Here is a 17856-nt window from a genome sequence, read left to right on the forward strand (position 1 = left end):
AGCTGAAACAAGTCATTGGCAATAATAAGTGTAAAATTACGTCGGTTCAGCCTAAATATATACGAGCAGACAAGCCTACTTCAATGACTAACCAAATACGCTTGCACTCTTTATCGGTTGCTCATTTTGCTTATCTACATAGGGTACCCAAAATGGTAGTTTAATCACAAAATATGGGTTGCTCCTAATGCAAGCATGCCCGTTTTGCGTGTTTTAGCGTAAACTAAAACGTCACCAGTCAACACTCTAAAACTCTATGAATAAAAAAATCCTGTTAACCCTCGCACTGACTTTAGCTTTAGCGTGGGGCATTTTTCATTTTAAAGCGCAACTTGGATTACTCATTTTGCCACTTTTTATTGGCTTGGTTTTATTTGTTACCCTAAGGTTGTATCGTCTGATGGAAAAAGATGATGGCAGTCATGACCGCTAATTAAGAGAGTAAACATACAACAGACATGGAAACGTTCTCCCCATTATTCAATTTACAGCGTTCGGCAGGCATATTGCTAACGGTAGTAGCAACAGCCCTATTACCACATCAGCTGTGGGCTACGACTGCAGATATTCAACATGCGATCTTGAGTCAACAAATTAATGATATTGCACCACGTCACTCGCAAATTGCGCTGCTGGCACTGGATATGGCGAACAGTAAACAGCTTTATAGCCAGCAAGCTGATACCTTGTTTATCCCCGCAAGCACACAAAAGGTCCTTACTGCCGTCACAGCATTGGCCAACCTTGGGGCCGATTTTCGTTATGTGACGGAGCTATGGAGCGATGCCCCCATTCGCCAAGGCCATATTGCGGGAAGTGTCTATCTGCGCTTTAGTGGCGATCCTACCCTCACTCAAGACGATCTTAAGGCCTTGTTTGCCCACCTACAAAAACAGGGTATCAACAGTATTGACGGGCATCTTTATCTTATCGGTGATAAACAAGAGCAATTACAAGCTCCTGGCTGGGTGTGGGACGACCTCGGCATTTGTTTTGCGGCGCCGGTTTCGAGTTACATCATCAATCAAAACTGTGTTTATGGGCAATTCGTTCCAAGCTCGAGCAAGCATTCCTCTGAGGTCAAATTAAGGGTATCTAGTTTTGGGGTAAAGGTCAGCAGTGACGCGATATTCTCTCCCAAAGCTAGCCATGATTTTTGTCAGCTCGATTTAGTGCGACTTGGGCAAAATCAATATCACCTTCGGGGATGTTATCCGGGCAGTGAGGCTATTCCCCTCGCTATTGCAATAACCGATCCTGAAAAATTCGCTATGGATACGTTAACGGCCACACTCAAGGGGGAAATGTCGCTCTCGGGTAAAGTTAAAATTGGCAACGCAATACCTGCAAAGGCAAAACTTATCGCCAGTCACAGTAGTGCGCCTTTGCCGGAGTTGTTAAAGACTATGTTGCTTAAGTCGGATAATCTGATCGCCGACAGCCTGTTTAAGTTAGTCGGACAACACTATTACAAAACCCAAGGAAATTTTACCAATGGTGCGGCGGCCATGCGCCATATCCTTAGCGATTTGGGAGTAGATTTAACCCACGCCAATATCGTCGATGGTTCAGGGCTTTCTCGTTATAACTTATTGAGCGCAAGGCAATTAGCCAATGTGCTTACTCTAATTTATCAAGATGCCCGCTTTCACAGCCTGATTGATAGTTTGCCCGAAGCGGGAGTCAGCGGTACGCTAAAATATCGACTGGGTTACACTCAACCACCGCTCAAAAACCGTGTTTTTGCCAAGACAGGTTCAATGCAAGGGGTTGCCAATTTAGCTGGTTTTATTCGAATACCACAGCGGGATATCTTATTTGTGGTGCTTGAGAATGGCATTAGTCCTGAAACGAAAAAACAACGCACGCCTGCGTTTAGCGCTGACTTTTTGACTCGTCTTATAACTACGGTTGAGCAACAGGCACAAACAAACCAAACATCGACTAAAGAACTCAACACGGTTAAATTAATTGACTGATGAAACTAAAAAGCACTGATAAATCAGTGCTTTTCACATCATTGATCTCACCAATCCAAACTTAGAATAATTCTGCTGGCATTGCCATAGTACTGGCATCACCCGCACGCACTTGCGCTAAATGATAATCGGCCTTAGGCAATAACTTATCAAAATAGAATTTAGCGAGGTAAGCTTTTTGCTCGGCAAAGTTTTTATCCTCGGCGCTAGGGACCTTATCCAACATGGCTAGCCAATAAAAACCATATAAGCTGTAACCAAAGGCATCTAAAAAGTCGACTGCACAAGCATTGATTAACGCAGGTTGAGTCAGTTTTTGCTCATTGATCGATTCAGCCACATGGACTAAAGCATCTAAACGAGCACAAACGGCGGCAACTTTTACGCCGTCGACCTGTGTAAATTCACGCATTTGTGCTTTTAATTCGGCCACAAACTCTTTTAGCGTTGCCAAATTGTCACCAGTGACTTTTCGACCAAGGAAGTCAATGGCTTGAATACCATTTGTGCCTTCATAGATTTGCGCAATGCGGGTATCACGTACCAATTGCTCAATGCCTGTTTCACGAATATAACCATGTCCACCAAAGACTTGCTGCGCCATGATAGTCGCGTCTAAACCACGGTCAGTTAAAAACGCTTTAGCAACGGGTGTTAATAAACCCACGTAGCGGGCAGCTTTAGCTTTAATCTCATCTTGGGCATATTTCGCCAAATCGAGCTGTTTGCCGGTAAATATGGATAAGGCACGTCCCGCTTCTGTCATCGCGCGGATTGTCAGTAGCATACGGCGCACATCGCCATGGACGATAATAGGATCAGAATCGCTCCCCGTGGGTGAGCCACCGGCTGCAACGCCTTGATTGCGCTCTTTAGCATAATCGGCGGCCATTTGATATGCGGCTTGTGCGCTGCCAAGCCCTTGAATACCAATAGCTAAACGTTCGTAGTTCATCATGGTGAACATACAAACCAAGCCACGATTAGGCTGGCCAATCAGATAACCCTTTGCTTCATCAAAATTCATCACGCAGGTTGCCGACCCCTTAAGGCCCATTTTGTGCTCGATTGACCCCACACTAACACCATTAGCCTCACCTAAGCTGCCATCATCATTAACCGTGATTTTGGGTACGAGGAACAGTGAAATACCTTTGCTTTCTGGTAATTTTGCCAGCACTAAGTGAATGACGTTTTCAGTTAGATCGTGATCGCCACCAGTAATAAAAATTTTGCTGCCACTGATCGCATAACTGCCATCCTCCAATGGAATTGCGCGAGTGCGAATATTACGCAGATCAGAGCCAGCTTGTGGCTCTGTCATATCCATCGCTCCAGCCCATTCACCAGAATATAACTTGGGTAAATAAGCTTGTTTTAATGCTTCGCTACCGTGGGCATTGATACACAAAGCAGCTCCCGCGGTTAATGAGCCATAAAGTGTAAACGCGTTGCAGGCACTGTAGGCCATTTCATCCACTAATACACCAAGCATTTTGGGCATGCCCATACCACCAAACTCAGGCTCACCACATAGGCCTACCCAACCACCTTCAGAATATTGCTTATATACGGCTTTATACCCCTCAGGGGTAATCACACCATTATCTTGGTGTAAAACGCCTTGCTCATCACCAGCACGGTTTAGCGGATGGATTAATTCAGCACTGATTTTTGCCGCTTCTTCAAGGATTGCATTGGCCGTATCCATATCAACCATTTCTGCAATCTCAGGTAATTGTGACCACGTATTTGGGGCATCAAAAACCTGTTCCAGTAAGAAACGCATATCTGCTAACGGGGCTTGGTAAGGATTCATTGGGAGACTCTTAAACGTAGGATTTAAACAGTTGTTTTAATTTATACCAGTTCTATACAGAAAACAATCTCATTACAAATTCACTTTGATGCTAAGCACTAATCTACGCAACATAACAGAGTGAAGAACAGGCAATAAAAAACCCTTAAGTGACCTTAAGGGTTATAGTGTAGCGAGAAGTAAACTAGGTTGTCGTCGGCTTAGCTCACGATTAACGTATTGATTACCACATTAAATCGTCAGGGATCGCATAATCAGCATAAGGGTCATCTTCGACTTCTACGGCCTTACCCGCATCCTGTTGCCACAAATAGCCGCACCATTGTGGCACCAATAGATTCACACGTTCGGCAAGCTTGTGGGGGACGAGGTAGCTCTTATCTTCGTATCGAACAATCCCTAATTGGCCTTTAAGCAATTCGGATTGAATTTTCTCATCGATATAGACAGAGTAAATTTTATTGTCGAGCGTATAGTTGAATTTGATCTCGGCATGACTTGGGATCTTGATAGCAAATTGCGTGAATTCACTCACTAATCCTCGCACTTGTCCTCGGGCCGTTGCCTCTGCAAAGCGTTGTTCATTGAGGGCTTTGTCTTTTTCAGCTTGTAAGCGTTTTTGCTCGGCAATCTCAAGTTTTAACGCGCTTGAGACATCGTCAACCCGAGCCTTTTTATCGCGACGCTTTTGCGTTTTTACATCACGCACTTTTTGTTTACTGGCAAGTCCAGCTTTCAGTAGCTGCTCTTGTAATGCATTCGCCATGGATTTTCACCCGATTTTCTATTAAATAAATGAGTTATAACTATTTAGTTACTGCCCTTTGCTTGCTAATTCACCTAAGGCAGTCATCGCGATACTGGCACCGCCCAGTGACCAACCTCCATCGACGGGAAGTACAACACCCGTGATATAGGATGCCAGCTCAGAGCCTAAAAATAATGCTGCGTTGGCAATATCTTGCCCTTCCCCATTACGTTTTAACGGTACCGATTGTGCCACTTGTTGCTGTAGTGCAGCGCTCGGCGCTAAACGATTAAAGCCTTCGGTGCCTGTAATTGGGCCTGGAATAATGGAGTTAATTCGAATGCCTTCACAGCCCCATTCAATAGCTAAGGTTCGCGTCAGCATGTCAACCCCCGCTTTTGCCGCACAAACATGGGCCTGCATTGGCATCGCAATCGATGCCTGTGGCGCAGAAATTTGAATAATATTCCCCTGTGGGCGACGCAGTAAAGGATAAGCTGTTTTCAGTACTTGGAAACTGCCCAATAAATCAATATCCATTACGGCTTTAAAACCATTCGCCGAAAGCTTAGCGGCAGTTGCTGGGAAATTGCCCGCAGCGCCGCTCACCAATACATCAATAAAACCAAATTCTGAGGCGATGGTTTCAAAGCCCAGTTCTACTGCGGCTAAATCCCTGACATCAAAACTCACCCCAAGATGGATCCCATCTGGATTCGCCTGTTTGAGCTGTAACACCGCAGCATCGACTTTATCTTTGCTTCGACTCGCCACCGCCACATTAGCTCCCGCATGGGCAAACGCAATGGCAATTGCGAGGTTTATACCACTGGTACCACCGGCAACGACAACATTCTTACCCTGATAATTAAACATCGTAGTATTGAGCATGGACGTTCTCCGTGAACAGTTAAAGTTTGTCGCGAATACGAACCTTAACAGCTAAATAGTGTACTGTTCAGTATACTAAAGCAAAGATTGGTGAATCGCCTGCAGCGCAGCCAGAGGATCTGTCGCCTTAGTGACCGGACGACCAATCACTAAATAATCAGAACCGGCAGCAAGCGCCTCAGGCGGCGTCATCACACGGTGTTGGTCGCCAACCTCACTACCCACAGGACGAATACCAGGTGTAATAAGTTTAAAGTCTTGGCCTAATAAAGATTTAAGCACACTCGCTTCTTGGGCTGAACAGACAACACCATCAAGTCCGGCCTGTTTAGTCAATTTAGCTAAACGCTGAACATGCTCAAATGCTGGCACATCAATGCCGATGAGCTTCAGATCGTCATCGCTCATAGAGGTTAATACCGTCACAGCAATCAGCATTGGCGCCTCTTTACCGTAAGGCAGCAAAGCCTTTCTCGCCGCTTCCATCATCGCTAAGCCGCCACTGGCATGGACATTCGTCATCCACACACCAAGTTCCGCTGCAGCAGCAACCGCTTTCGCAACCGTATTAGGGATATCGTGAAATTTTAAGTCGAGGAAAAGATCGAAGCCACGGTCATGGATATCTTTAACTAACTGCGGGCCGAACAGGGTAAACATTTCTTTGCCAACTTTAAGGCGGCACATGTTGGGATCGAGTTGATCTATCAATTGTAAAGCGTGGTTTTTATTATCGTAATCAAGCGCTACGAGGATAGGTTTAGTCGTCATCATCTCTCCAACAGGGTTACACTAACTAGATATTTTAAAAAGTTATTCACCGTCCAAGCCTCTGATCCGTTTAATGGTGCCCCACTTTTTGCAAGAAGGACAATGCCAATATAGTGTATGGGATGGGAAACCACATTCTTTACAGCGGTAGCTTGGCCGGAATTTAATTTGTTGCTCAACAAGTTGCTCAAGCATCGTCAAACTTTGTTTAGCTTGCCCTTCTTCTGCTTGGCGTAGATGCATTTGCATTAAGTGCTGAAAACCCTTCATGGTCGGATGGCGATAAAGCGCATCGAGCACCATGTTTTCAGCAGCTTTAATCTCATCAAGGCTTATCATATGTTGGGCAAGCGCCACCACTACGGATGCGCCAGCACCTTCAGCCATAGCGCCAGCTAATAACTCTTGATAGCCCTCTTTATCTTGAGTATCGCGATATACTTCTTTAGCCGTCGGCAGTGCATCAGCAAAAAGCTCAATATCGGCCTTTTTTAATGCTATCAGCATGGCTTTACACTGACTGTAATCCTTCGCATCGAGAAATTTCTTGGCAAGAGTCAATAAGGCTCGGCCACATTTGGGATCTTGTTTTAAGGCTTGTTGCAGTAGCTTGACCTTCTCAGCATCATCACTGGTTTCATCGGCAAGTTGGCAATAAAAATGCGCTGTTATCGGTTTGAGTACGAGTTGACGTTTACGGCTTAAACGTTTGGTGATATCGATGGCTTTTTGCCATTCCTTTATCACTTGGTAAATCGCAATCAGCTGAGTTTCAGACTCTTCACTGTGGTCATCTTGACTCACCAAATTCAGAAAAATTTCTTCAGCACGGTCGTAAAATCCCGCGGCAAGATAGTCTTTGCCCAGCTCCATCATGGCGATATCGCGCTGCTCATTGGTGAGCGTAGGACGGGCAATTAAGTTTTGATGGATACGAATCGAGCGGTCAACCTCACCACGCTTACGGAATAAGGAACCGAGGGAGAGATGGGTGTCGATGGTTTCATCGTCTACATCGAGCATACTGATGAACAAGTCGACCGCTTTGTCCGACTCGTTAGACAATAAGTAATTTAAGCCGGTGAAATAATCACGACTTAATTGTTTACGCTGATTGCTCTGATTTTGCCTTATGCTCCGCCGCCCCATATACCAACCGTAACCGGCAGCAATAGGAAGCAACAGGAAGAGGATCTCAAGCATATTAGGCGTCTACACCTTGAGGTTTTTTAGCAGTTTGAACCGTTAATTTCTTTTTCGTTGCCGCTAAAGCCAATTTAAGTTTCACAATATAATAGCTCGCTACCAGCCAACTAAGCATAAAGCCTGCAAAGAAAACAATCGCTAACACAACGGGTAAACGGTACTCCCCTTGTGCCACAAAGTAGCTGATTGTCACGACTTGTTCATTACGTGCGCCAAAAATCAAAGCCACTATAAATAACAGTGCCACTAGGACTGTCGCTACAAAAGATTTCACGTCGCACTCCCTTAAACGCCTTTCAATTTTCTGATTATCCAAGAAATTTACTGAGCTGACCAGCTTTGCCTTACATTAGATATAAAAAAGCCCCCTTGCGGAGGCTTTTTGCAATGCGGTCAATTAAACATTGACAGCGTCAACGCGTTCGCGCAGTTCTTTGCCTGGCTTAAAGTGCGGGACGTATTTGCCTTCCAATTCGACGGATGAACCCGTCTTTGGATTGCGGCCAGTACGCGGCGCACGATAATGAAGCGAGAAACTACCAAAGCCACGGATCTCAATACGATCACCGCTTTCTAATGTTGATGCCATTTGCTCCAACATCTCTTTGATTGCGCCTTCTACCTCTTTCGCCGACAGCTGCGACTGCCTGGTGGCGAGTTTTTCGATCAGTTCGGATTTTGTCATCCTAGCTATCCCCTATTATCAAGCCAAACACAGTCACCTAATGGGGAGAAAATCTCCCCATACAACAGGCGATTATTTGCGAGCTGCTTTAAACGCTTCAGCCATTGCATTACTAATAACAGCGTCTTCTTGTTTATTCAAGGTCGCCATTACTTCTTTTTCTTCAGCTTCGTCTTTCGCTTTGATTGACAGGCTGATAGAACGGTTCTTACGGTCAACACCCATGAACTTAGCTTCGATTGCGTCACCTACTGAGTAAACAGTAGATGCATCTTCGATGCGCTCACGGCTGATGTCAGCTACACGGATGTAACCTTCAACAGTGTCAGCCAGTTCAACAGTCACACCTTTAGCATCAACAGCAGAAACAGTACCGTGTACGATAGTACCTTTCTTCTTGTCAGCTAAGTAAGCGTTGAATGGGTCGTCTTCAGTTTGTTTAACACCTAAGCTGATACGCTCACGCTCTGGGTCAACAGACAGAACCACTGCGTGGATTTCGTCGCCTTTCTTGTACTCAGATACTGCGTCTTCGCCAGTGCCGTTCCAAGAAATGTCAGACAAGTGAACTAAACCATCGATACCGCCGTCAAGACCGATGAAGATACCGAAGTCAGTGATTGACTTGATCTTACCAGAAACCTTGTCGCCTTTGTTGTAACGAGTTGCGAAGTCATCCCATGGGTTGGTCTTACATTGCTTCAGACCTAGAGAAATACGACGACGCTCTTCATCGATGTCCAGAACCAGAACTTCAACTTCATCACCTAAGTTAACCACTTTAGATGGGTGGATGTTCTTGTTAGTCCAATCCATTTCAGAAACGTGAACTAAACCTTCAACGCCTTCTTCGATTTCAACGAAACAACCGTAGTCAGTCAGGTTAGTTACGCGACCAGTTAACTTAGTGTTTTCTGGGTAGCGCTTGCTGATTTCTAACCATGGATCTTCGCCAAGTTGTTTCAGACCTAGAGACACACGAGTGCGCTCACGATCGTACTTCAGTACTTTAACGTTGATTTCGTCACCAACGTTGACGATTTCAGATGGGTGCTTAACGCGTTTCCATGCCATATCAGTGATATGTAACAGACCGTCAACGCCACCTAAATCTACGAATGCACCGTAGTCAGTCAGGTTCTTAACGATACCTTTAACTGCTTGACCTTCTTGCAGGTTTTCTAACAGTGCATCACGCTCAGCGCTGCTTTCTGATTCGATAACTGCACGACGAGAAACAACAACGTTGTTACGCTTCTGGTCTAGTTTGATAACTTTGAATTCTAATTCTTTGTACTCTAAGTGAGCGGTGTCGCGAACTGGGCGCACGTCAACTAGAGAACCTGGTAAGAAGGCACGGATACCGTTTAATTCAACAGTGAAACCGCCTTTCACTTTACCATTGATGATACCGATTACAGTTTCAGCATCTTCGTAAGCTTTTTCCAGAACGATCCAAGCTTCGTGACGTTTCGCTTTTTCGCGAGACAGTTGAGTCTCACCGAAGCCGTCTTCAACAGAGTCAAGAGCTACGTCAACTTCATCACCAACAGCGATTTCTAAAACACCTTGAGCGTTTTTGAATTGTTCAGCTGGGATTGGGCTTTCAGACTTCAGACCTGCATCAACCAGAACCATACCGTTTTCGATAGCAACTACAGTACCACGAACGATAGAGCCTGGACGGAATTCCAGAGTTTGAAGGGATTGTTCAAATAGATCAGCAAAAGATTCAGTCATGTTTAAGTTACTTTAATGTAATAAACCACAGTCAATCCTAGACGTGGAGTCAGTCAAATTATCCGTATCATCCTTAATACGAATACCTACCCGAGCAATAATTTTAGTTAGTGCTGGATAATTTTTGCTTGATAAAGTTGAGCGCAAGCTCCAGTACTTCATCAATACCTTTATCGCTTGTATCGATAACGAGCGCATCCTCGGCTGGGACCAATGGTGCCACAGGACGATTCATATCGCGGTCATCACGTTCGATAATTTCAGCTAAAAGGCGCTCGATATTAACATCGAAGCCCTTGTCCTGCAACTGATTATAGCGTCTTTGAGCCCGCTCTTGTGCAGATGCCGTTAAATATAATTTAGCCGATGCTGTTGGGAAAACTACCGTCCCCATATCGCGGCCATCGGCGATCAATCCCGGTGCCGTTCTAAAGGCTCGTTGGCGACGCAATAAGGCTTCCCTAACACGGGGAAACGCCGCCACTTTAGAGGCAGCATTTGAACATTCTTGGGTACGTATCGCTGTGGTGACGTCTTCACCTTCTAAGATCACTTGAACGGGGTCTTTCTCATTGCCCGTTAAAAATTTCACATCGAGGTGTGAAGCTAGCAAGGTGATGGACTCTTCATTTTCCAATTCTACGTCGTGATGAATGGCAGCTAGTGCAAGTACTCGATAAATTGCACCACTATCAAGCAGTTGCCAACCTAGATGCTTAGCCAATAATTGGCTAATTGTCCCTTTACCAGCACCACTTGGGCCGTCGATTGTGACTACAGGAGCCCGTTCAGACATACATTCCTCCGCAAAAAATAATCATCATCCGTGAGTTCATAAGTAGAGCCCCGAAAATGAGCGCGCCGCATTGTACAATAATATACAAATAAAATCCGTGGATTTTTTATGAAGTTTAGAAGCCGCTCAAATGCGGCTTCTTTTGTTTGATATGGTCAGAAGTCAATCTGTTAGCTGAAAACGTTAGGCCTTCAGACTGGCAAATTGAGCAAAATAGTCAGGGAAGGTTTTCGAGGTGCAGTCAGGATCGTTAATAGTGATCCCGCAATCGGCAAAGGCCAGCATGGAGAAGCACATGGCCATGCGGTGATCGTTATAAGTGTCAATCTCTGCGGTATTCAGTACTGCTGGCGGCGTGATTTGAATATAATCATGTCCCTCTTCGACTAACGCGCCGACTTTACGCAGCTCAGTTGCCATCGCCGCCAAACGGTCGGTCTCTTTAATGCGCCAGTTATAAATATTGCGAATGGTGGTCGTGCCCTTAGCAAACAAGGCGGCGGTAGCAATGGTCATCGCCGCATCGGGAATATGATTCATGTCTAAATCAACCGCAGTTAACGGCGCGCCACGGGCAATAATATAATCATCGCCCCACTCAATATCAGCGCCCATTTTTTCCAGCACATCGGCAAATTTCACATCGCCTTGAATGCTTAAACGGCCAACACCAGTGACTTTCACCTCACCGCCTTTGATGGCACCCGCCGCTAAAAAGTAAGATGCGGAAGAGGCATCCCCTTCTACTAACACTTTACCCGGTGACACATACTGCTGCCCGGCGGGGATTTCAAAGCGGGCATAGTCATGGTTAATCACCTGAACGCCAAACTGCGCCATCAAGGCTAAGGTAATGTCGATATAAGGTTTTGAAACCAGTTCTCCTTTGACATGAATATTCACACTGCCCTTAGCGAGGGGGGTAACCATTAACAGCGCCGTTAAGAATTGGCTAGACAGATCGCCAGCAATTTCTACATCGCCACCGTTAAGCCCGGTTGCATTGATGGTCAGAGGCGGAAACCCTTCATTCTTAAGGTACACAATATTCGCGCCCAATTGTTTTAGGGCATCGACCAAGTCACCAATGGGACGCTCTTCCATGCGGGGCTCGCCGGTTAAGGTAAATTCGCCACGCCCTAAGGTCAGCGCAGCGCACAATGGGCGCATAGCCGTGCCCGCATTGCCTAGAAACAGCGTTTGCGCAGTATCCGCCGAGATAGCACCACCTAAACCAATAAGCTCGCAGACAGTATTATTTTGCGATAAGCGGTATTCAACTCCCAACTGCTTTAAAGACGCCAACATATGACGAATATCATCGGAGTCGAGCAAATTGGTTAGCGTGGTGGTGCCTTTGGCTAAGGTCGCCAATAATAATGCGCGGTTAGAAATGCTTTTTGAGCCCGGAATGTTGATCTCACCGCGGACTTGCACAACAGGTTCAAGACGTAATTGCTTCATGAATAAATCTTCTTTCTCTTTGGGCGTGATTGATGTCATCACGCGAACTGAATAGGCTAATGGCAACTTCACGCTACAGAACGTCAAGTTTACGTTACTAATAAAAGGAGATTGGGGACCTTGTTGGTGCTTCGTCGTTATAAAATTACCGATAGTGACGCAGGATTCAACCGTTTTTTACTAAAAAATGGCTTTTGAAACCGGAAATTTACTCAAGTCAGCCTAAAAATAACAAAAATACTAAATATAATGGGTGAAATTGTGATCTAAACGGTTTTTCGGCAGGCTTTTTTGCCAGACTAATTGGTCTCTAAACACCATTTTTACTTTAAAGTTTTCATCTATTCACGTTATCCTAGGTTTCAATCGATAAATCACGCACATCCTATGTGATTCATGCTGTCGCTTAATAACTAGAAAGGTAGATGGAGCTATGTTTAACTCACTCATCGCAATGCCTGCGGATCCGATCCTCGGCTTGTTGACCCAGTACCGCGAAGACACACATCCACAGAAAGTAGACTTAGGTGTCGGTGTTTATAAAGACCCCGCGGGAAACACCCCCATTCTCAATTGTGTAAAAAAAGCCGAGAAATTTCGTTTAGAAACGGAGACGACAAAGGTCTATATCGGTCCAACCGGCTCGCCTCAGTTTAATACCCTGATGACAGAGTTAGCCTTTGGCAGTGATCATAGCGCGATTATCGCTAACCGTATTCGTACTGTTTCAACGCCTGGCGGTACGGGTGCTCTGCGTGTTGCGGGTGACTTTATTAAGCGCTGCAATCCGAATGCGGTATTGTGGGTAAGCGATCCTACATGGGCTAACCATACCGGTTTATTCGAAGCTGCTGGGATCACAGTTAAAACTTATCCCTATTATGACTACGATAGTAAATCATTGAAATTTGGTGAGATGCTTGCTGCATTATCGCAAGTGAGTCCTGATGATGTAGTGTTATTTCACGCCTGCTGCCATAACCCAAGTGGGATGGATTTGACCACTGAGCAATGGGACAAAGTGGTTGCCCTCACCAAGGAGCAAGGTTTTACCCCGCTTATCGACATGGCCTACCAAGGTTTTGGCGATGGTGTTGATATTGATGCCTACGGCGTGCGTAAAATGGCTGCAGCCGTTGATAATATGATCCTGTGTAGTTCATGCTCGAAAAACTTCGGTCTGTACCGTGAGCGTATTGGTTCCTGCTCTGTGATTGCCAAAGATGCCAATACCGCCAATATCACGCAATCTGTACTGCTTTATGTGGTTCGCAGCCTCTACTCCATGCCGCCAGCCCACGGCGCGGCGATTGTTGAGACGATTTTAGGATCAAAAGAATTAACTCAAGAATGGCTTGATGAGCTCAAAGTGATGCGCGATCGCATCAATGGTAACCGCGCGATTTTAGTTGAAAAACTCAAAGCCAATGGCGTTGAGCGCGATTTTAGCTTTATCGCTCGCCAAAAAGGCATGTTTTCCTTCCTTGGAGTTAATCCTGAGCAAGTGGCGCGTCTACAGAAAGAATTTAGCATTTATATGGTAGGGTCAAGCCGCATTAGCATAGCAGGCATTAGCGAAGACAATGTGGATTACTTAGCTAAGTCGATTGCCAAAGTGCTTTAAATACAAGTGCTTTAAATACAAGCGATTTAGTACTTTTTAACCATCTAGTTACTCTGCTGTATTCTCTATCTAGGATGCAGCAGAGTTATCTATCGCTTGTAAATATTACACTCGTCTATTTAGTTTGGATTGACGAGTCTTCCTTTTTCGTTCCCCCTAAAAAACCTCATAAGCCACGTCATCCTCACCCTTTAAGCATTTATTTTCAATCGTAAAACCCTATTTGAATGATGTTGACTCCACGGTCTTATCACAATAAACCGCACGTTGTGATCTCAATCGGCGGATTTCCATTTTATCAATCGGGGCTACGGTAATTTTCACTTTTTAAAGCCAGAGCCACTGAGTAGATTAATCGTCATTATTGAACTTGTGGGTATTCCGCCATGTTATTACAAGATAAATTAATACAAATCGTCACGAGCCCGCAGCTTTCACCTAAGCAAAAATCTAACTATTTAGCGTTGGAGGCTGAGGCAAGTTTGCCCTATATGCCGATATCGACTGAGGTTAACGCGGCAATGAATGACGGCGTGATCTGCGATATGTTTGAAGGCCATGCACCGTTTAAACCGCGTTATGTATTGCCAGATTATGCCCGTTATCTTCAGCAAGGCTCAGAATATTTAGAGCTTTCACCTGCACAGGATTTAGATGAAGCCCTCAATGCCTTAACGATTCTGTATCACCATGTGCCATCGGTGACCAATATCCCCGTGTATTTAGGTCAGTTGGACGACATTTTGATGCCTTTCGTGGAAGGAATGGATGCGGATGTCCTTTATCGTAAACTAAAGCTGTTCTGGATAATGCTCGACAGAACCCTGCCCGACGCCTTTATGCACGTTAATATTGGCCCAACAGACAACATTGTTTGCCGTACCCTACTGCGCATTGATGCCGAGCTCAAACAAGTTGCCCCCAATTTGACCTTTATGTATGACCCCGCCGTCACGCCGGATGAATTATTGCAGATTGCGGCCACCAATATTTGTCAGTGCAGTAAACCGCATATCGCCAACTATCCTCTGCATGCCAGTGTATTTGACAAGCGCGGCTTTGGTATTGTGAGTTGCTACAATGCCTTACCATTAGCAGGCGGCGCTAATACCTTGGTTAGACTCAATCTGAAAGAAGTGGCATTAAAAGCCACATCAATCAATGACTTTTTTGAGCGTGTTTTGCCCTATTACTGCTCACTCACCTTCGAACTTATCGAGGCGCGCTCAGCATTTTTACATCAAGAGTCGCACTTCTTTGATAGCTTTTTAGTTAAAGAACAATTGATTGATGAATCGCGCTTTGCACCCATGTTTGGTATTTATGGTATGGCTGAAGCGGTGAATATTCTGCAAGCTCTGATGACAAGTGAGACAGACAAATCATCTGAATCAAACAAACCCACAGGCTATGGGCATAGCATGGATGCAAACCAACTTGGCTACCGTATTTCTGCCGCCCTCGATACCATAGTAAAATCCACGCCCGTCACCTATGGCTATCATGGACGAGCGCTGCTGCATTCACAGGGCGGTATTAGTCTCGATAAGGACGTGACACCCGGCGTTCGTATTCCCTATGGCACGGAACCCAATCCCATCGCCCATATTCAAGCCCTCGCACAGCATCACCAGTATTATACGGCGGGGATCAGCGATATTTTGACCATAGATGAAACCGTCAAATCAAATCCTCAAGCTATGTTCCAGCTGTGTAAAGCGGCGCTGGAGTTAGGCTTTAGGGAATTTACCGCCAATGTGGCCTCTAACGATTTAATGCGTGTCACTGGCTATATGGTAAAACGCTCTGATATTGAAGCATTTAAACAATGCGGTTCGCGCCTTAATACCACGGGTTTAGGAGCAGAAGCCGCACAGAATACCGGCATATTACAACGCCAAGCACGCGTAATTGCCCATGAGCATTCTCCCTGTGTCGTTAACTAAACCAGCCATAAATAAGCAGGCAATAGTTAGTCAGCTATTGCCGTTTTCCTGCGTCGACGGGCCTGGCAGCAGGCTCGTATTATTCCTGCAAGGCTGTAATTATCAATGTAAAAACTGCCATAACCCACATACCATAGGCTTATGCGATGGCTGTGGCGATTGCATCGCCACCTGCCCTGACAAGGCGCTGACGTTGATAACCGCTAACAATAAACATCAGATCCATTGGGATAAAGATCGTTGTAGCCAGTGCGATACTTGTCTTGCTGTGTGTCCAAAACAAGCTAATCCTAAAGTCACCCGATACACTGTTGAAGAGATCTTGGCGATTATCCACCATCAGCGTCATTTTATTAATGGCATTACGGTGAGCGGCGGTGAAGCAAGTCTACAACTGCCATATATTATTGAATTATTTAAAGCGATTAAGGCCTCAACGTCGTTATCACAGTTAACCTGTATGCTCGATACCAATGGCAGTTTGAGCCTCACAGGCTGGCATAAACTGCTGCCCTTTTTAGACGGCGCTATGGTGGATCTTAAAGCGTGGCAAAAAGAGACCCATAGATACATTACCGGGCGAGATAACCATGCGGTGTTCAAATCGATTGAACTCTTAGCGCAGCAGCAAAAACTGTATGAAGTAAGATTGCTGCATATTCCGGGTATTACGGATTTTGAGCAGGAAATAGACGCGCTATCTTGCTATTTACTGACACTTGGTGCCGATACGCGGGTGAAATTAAACGCCTTTCACCACCATGGCGTGGTTGATGAGGCGTTAACTTGGCCAAGTTGCACTCAAACCGATATTGAAGCCTTAGCAGCCTCCCTTGCCCAGCGAGGCTTAACAAATATCGTCTTACCGTCCATCTACCTTTAATGGCTACAAAGCAGGATCTGCTCGTACAGCCAGCGTAGTGCGGGATCCTTCATACTTTGTTTATGCCAAACGAGGCTATAAGCCACTTTTCCATATTCGATGGGTAACGATTTGACGGTTAAACCTTTGGCTTGGCTGGCGATAGATGCCCAGCGGCGCGAGCAGGTAAACAGCAGCTCACTGTGGTGACACATTAACGCCGCGCTGCCAAAGTCTGGCACCGAAATAGGTACCGCACGTTTTTGAGATTGCTGAGCGAGTAAAATATCAAAATAAGGTGTACTCAGATCCGTATCTGTGATGCCTATATGGCTGAAGCTGAGATAATCATCAAAGCTGATATGCGATTGTTTGGCCAAGGGATGGGATGAGTTCATTAAGCAAATCATTTCATCGCTGAACAAGGTTTCCCACACGAGATCATCTTGCGAAGGATTAGGCTGACTCAAATCATGGGGTAACAGTACAAAATCTAACGAGCCATTAATGAGTCCATCAAAACCGATATTGTCTTTGCTGTAAATATCGAGATGAATATGGGGCGCCAAACTCAAAATATGGGCGCTAAGTTTGGCGGCCAGCAGTTCAAAGGTGCTTTCACGCATTGCAAGCGAAAAACGGCCCTCATAGTTTATTGGGGTAAACGCATCTTGACTCATGATCTGATTCATATCATTGATCATTTGTTGCACGCTTGGGCCTAATCGTTTGGCTAAAGGTGTTGCAACCAGTGAATTACCATTACGGTAAAACAGTTCATCATTCAAACTGTCTCGAAGTTGACTTAAGGTTTTACTGACAGATGAAGGGCTTAAGCATAAGCGCTCAGCGCTGGCGGTAACGCTCAGAGTATCGAGCATCACGTGTAAAGTGATTAAGTGCTTCATACTAATGCGCGAAAGCTTGGCTAAATCCATCAGTGGTTTCCTGGTAATTTATCTTATGGTAAAAATCAAAATATCAACTTTTAATCATGATAAACAATAAGATAAAACTTACCCAATAGATTACTAAGTATATTGTTCTGTTATGCGTGCCGGCTCACAGGCTTGCTCGGAACAAGTGCCATTGCCGCAAGCTTTAACCAAATCCAGCCAACAAAAAAGCGAATGCATATGTGCATTCGCTTTTGCGTATAACAGCTTAAAACTTATGTGCCTTGGGCGAGCGCGGACTACATCTTGTGATGTTTCGCTGCAAACTCATTCATAAATGTCACCAGCGCGGCAACACCTTCCAGTGGCATTGCATTGTATAGGCTTGCACGCATACCACCGACGATTCGGTGCCCTTTTAAAGCCACT

15 protein-coding genes and 1 pseudogene are annotated in these 17856 nt (G+C 45.3%); 4 read left to right on the plus strand and 12 right to left on the minus strand.

What is annotated here, in order from left to right:
- The first annotated feature begins 458 nt into the window (after positions 1-458).
- Positions 459-1979 (plus strand): D-alanyl-D-alanine carboxypeptidase/D-alanyl-D-alanine endopeptidase, encoded by a 1521-nt coding sequence (dacB, locus tag L976_RS14565; RefSeq protein ID WP_047537792.1) that lies wholly within the window; start codon positions 459-461, stop codon positions 1977-1979.
- A gap of 61 nt (positions 1980-2040) precedes the next feature.
- On the opposite strand, the gene L976_RS14570 is transcribed toward dacB, so the two are convergent.
- The 10 genes from L976_RS14570 to aroA all read right to left on the minus strand — a co-directional run bounded on the left by L976_RS14570 (position 2041) and on the right by aroA (position 12099).
- The gene (locus tag L976_RS14570; RefSeq protein WP_047537795.1) at positions 2041-3798 is read right to left on the minus strand and encodes an acyl-CoA dehydrogenase family protein; all 1758 of its coding nucleotides are present in this window, start codon (positions 3796-3798) and stop codon (positions 2041-2043) included.
- A 223-nt stretch (positions 3799-4021) separates the two neighbouring features.
- Positions 4022-4564 (minus strand): DUF2058 domain-containing protein, encoded by a 543-nt coding sequence (locus L976_RS14575; protein WP_047537799.1) that lies wholly within the window; start codon positions 4562-4564, stop codon positions 4022-4024.
- A 48-nt stretch (positions 4565-4612) separates the two neighbouring features.
- Positions 4613-5437, minus strand: coding sequence for an SDR family oxidoreductase (locus L976_RS14580; protein WP_047537802.1), 825 nt, complete (start codon positions 5435-5437; stop codon positions 4613-4615).
- A gap of 75 nt (positions 5438-5512) precedes the next feature.
- On the minus strand, positions 5513-6208 hold the full coding sequence (gene pyrF, locus L976_RS14585; RefSeq protein ID WP_047537805.1) for an orotidine-5'-phosphate decarboxylase: 696 nt from the start codon (positions 6206-6208) through the stop codon (positions 5513-5515).
- Positions 6209-6250: 42 nt separating this feature from the next.
- Positions 6251-7411 (minus strand): lipopolysaccharide assembly protein LapB, encoded by a 1161-nt coding sequence (gene lapB, locus L976_RS14590; protein ID WP_047537808.1) that lies wholly within the window; start codon positions 7409-7411, stop codon positions 6251-6253.
- 1 nt (position 7412) lies between these two features.
- The gene (locus L976_RS14595; RefSeq protein ID WP_037418900.1) at positions 7413-7688 is read right to left on the minus strand and encodes a LapA family protein; all 276 of its coding nucleotides are present in this window, start codon (positions 7686-7688) and stop codon (positions 7413-7415) included.
- Between the two features lie 123 nt (positions 7689-7811).
- On the minus strand, positions 7812-8099 hold the full coding sequence (ihfB, locus tag L976_RS14600) for an integration host factor subunit beta (RefSeq protein WP_037418898.1): 288 nt from the start codon (positions 8097-8099) through the stop codon (positions 7812-7814).
- A 72-nt stretch (positions 8100-8171) separates the two neighbouring features.
- Positions 8172-9839: a 30S ribosomal protein S1 gene (rpsA, locus tag L976_RS14605; RefSeq protein WP_011072381.1), complete on the minus strand. Its 1668-nt coding sequence runs from the start codon at positions 9837-9839 to the stop codon at positions 8172-8174.
- A 103-nt stretch (positions 9840-9942) separates the two neighbouring features.
- Complete coding sequence (cmk, locus tag L976_RS14610; RefSeq protein WP_037418896.1) at positions 9943-10635, minus strand: (d)CMP kinase; 693 nt, start codon at positions 10633-10635, stop codon at positions 9943-9945.
- Between the two features lie 183 nt (positions 10636-10818).
- Positions 10819-12099 carry a 3-phosphoshikimate 1-carboxyvinyltransferase gene (aroA, locus tag L976_RS14615; protein ID WP_047537813.1) on the minus strand — a complete coding sequence of 427 codons (1281 nt, stop codon included), beginning with the start codon at positions 12097-12099 and terminating at the stop codon, positions 10819-10821.
- A gap of 433 nt (positions 12100-12532) precedes the next feature.
- On the opposite strand from aroA, the gene L976_RS14620 reads away from it, so the two are divergent.
- The 3 genes from L976_RS14620 to L976_RS14630 all read left to right on the plus strand — a co-directional run bounded on the left by L976_RS14620 (position 12533) and on the right by L976_RS14630 (position 16552).
- On the plus strand, positions 12533-13723 hold the full coding sequence (locus L976_RS14620; RefSeq protein ID WP_047537815.1) for an amino acid aminotransferase: 1191 nt from the start codon (positions 12533-12535) through the stop codon (positions 13721-13723).
- Between the two features lie 386 nt (positions 13724-14109).
- Complete coding sequence (locus L976_RS14625; protein WP_047537818.1) at positions 14110-15669, plus strand: YjjI family glycine radical enzyme; 1560 nt, start codon at positions 14110-14112, stop codon at positions 15667-15669.
- 22 nt (positions 15670-15691) lie between these two features.
- Positions 15692-16552, plus strand: coding sequence for a YjjW family glycine radical enzyme activase (locus L976_RS14630; RefSeq protein WP_047540544.1), 861 nt, complete (start codon positions 15692-15694; stop codon positions 16550-16552).
- Here L976_RS14630 and L976_RS14635 read toward each other — a convergent pair.
- Together L976_RS14635 and L976_RS23330 are read right to left on the minus strand one after the other, a co-directional pair.
- A complete protein-coding gene (locus L976_RS14635; RefSeq protein ID WP_047537821.1) occupies positions 16549-17469 on the minus strand; it encodes a LysR family transcriptional regulator in 921 nt (306 codons plus the stop codon). The two genes, L976_RS14630 and L976_RS14635, sit on opposite strands and share 4 nt — an antisense overlap.
- A gap of 257 nt (positions 17470-17726) precedes the next feature.
- Positions 17727-17856 (minus strand): annotated as a pseudogene (locus tag L976_RS23330) (phosphoserine transaminase); the annotation flags it as partial.

Source organism: Shewanella sp. ZOR0012 (assembly GCF_000798835.1).
GTDB classification, from domain to species: domain Bacteria; phylum Pseudomonadota; class Gammaproteobacteria; order Enterobacterales; family Shewanellaceae; genus Shewanella; species Shewanella xiamenensis.

Excerpts from the sequence above, each read along its gene's own strand:
- dacB (WP_047537792.1), top strand. The coding sequence starts at position 459 with ATGGAAACGTTCTCCCCATTATTCAATTTACAGCGTTCGGCAGGCATA.
- L976_RS14570 (WP_047537795.1), bottom strand. The coding sequence starts at position 3,798 with ATGAATCCTTACCAAGCCCCGTTAGCAGATATGCGTTTCTTACTGGAA.
- L976_RS14575 (WP_047537799.1), bottom strand. The coding sequence starts at position 4,564 with ATGGCGAATGCATTACAAGAGCAGCTACTGAAAGCTGGACTTGCCAGT.
- L976_RS14580 (WP_047537802.1), bottom strand. The coding sequence starts at position 5,437 with ATGCTCAATACTACGATGTTTAATTATCAGGGTAAGAATGTTGTCGTT.
- pyrF (WP_047537805.1), bottom strand. The coding sequence starts at position 6,208 with ATGACGACTAAACCTATCCTCGTAGCGCTTGATTACGATAATAAAAAC.
- lapB (WP_047537808.1), bottom strand. The coding sequence starts at position 7,411 with ATGCTTGAGATCCTCTTCCTGTTGCTTCCTATTGCTGCCGGTTACGGT.
- ihfB (WP_037418898.1), bottom strand. The coding sequence starts at position 8,099 with ATGACAAAATCCGAACTGATCGAAAAACTCGCCACCAGGCAGTCGCAG.
- rpsA (WP_011072381.1), bottom strand. The coding sequence starts at position 9,839 with ATGACTGAATCTTTTGCTGATCTATTTGAACAATCCCTTCAAACTCTG.
- cmk (WP_037418896.1), bottom strand. The coding sequence starts at position 10,635 with ATGTCTGAACGGGCTCCTGTAGTCACAATCGACGGCCCAAGTGGTGCT.
- aroA (WP_047537813.1), bottom strand. The coding sequence starts at position 12,099 with ATGAAGCAATTACGTCTTGAACCTGTTGTGCAAGTCCGCGGTGAGATC.
- L976_RS14620 (WP_047537815.1), top strand. The coding sequence starts at position 12,533 with ATGTTTAACTCACTCATCGCAATGCCTGCGGATCCGATCCTCGGCTTG.
- L976_RS14625 (WP_047537818.1), top strand. The coding sequence starts at position 14,110 with ATGTTATTACAAGATAAATTAATACAAATCGTCACGAGCCCGCAGCTT.
- L976_RS14635 (WP_047537821.1), bottom strand. The coding sequence starts at position 17,469 with ATGGATTTAGCCAAGCTTTCGCGCATTAGTATGAAGCACTTAATCACT.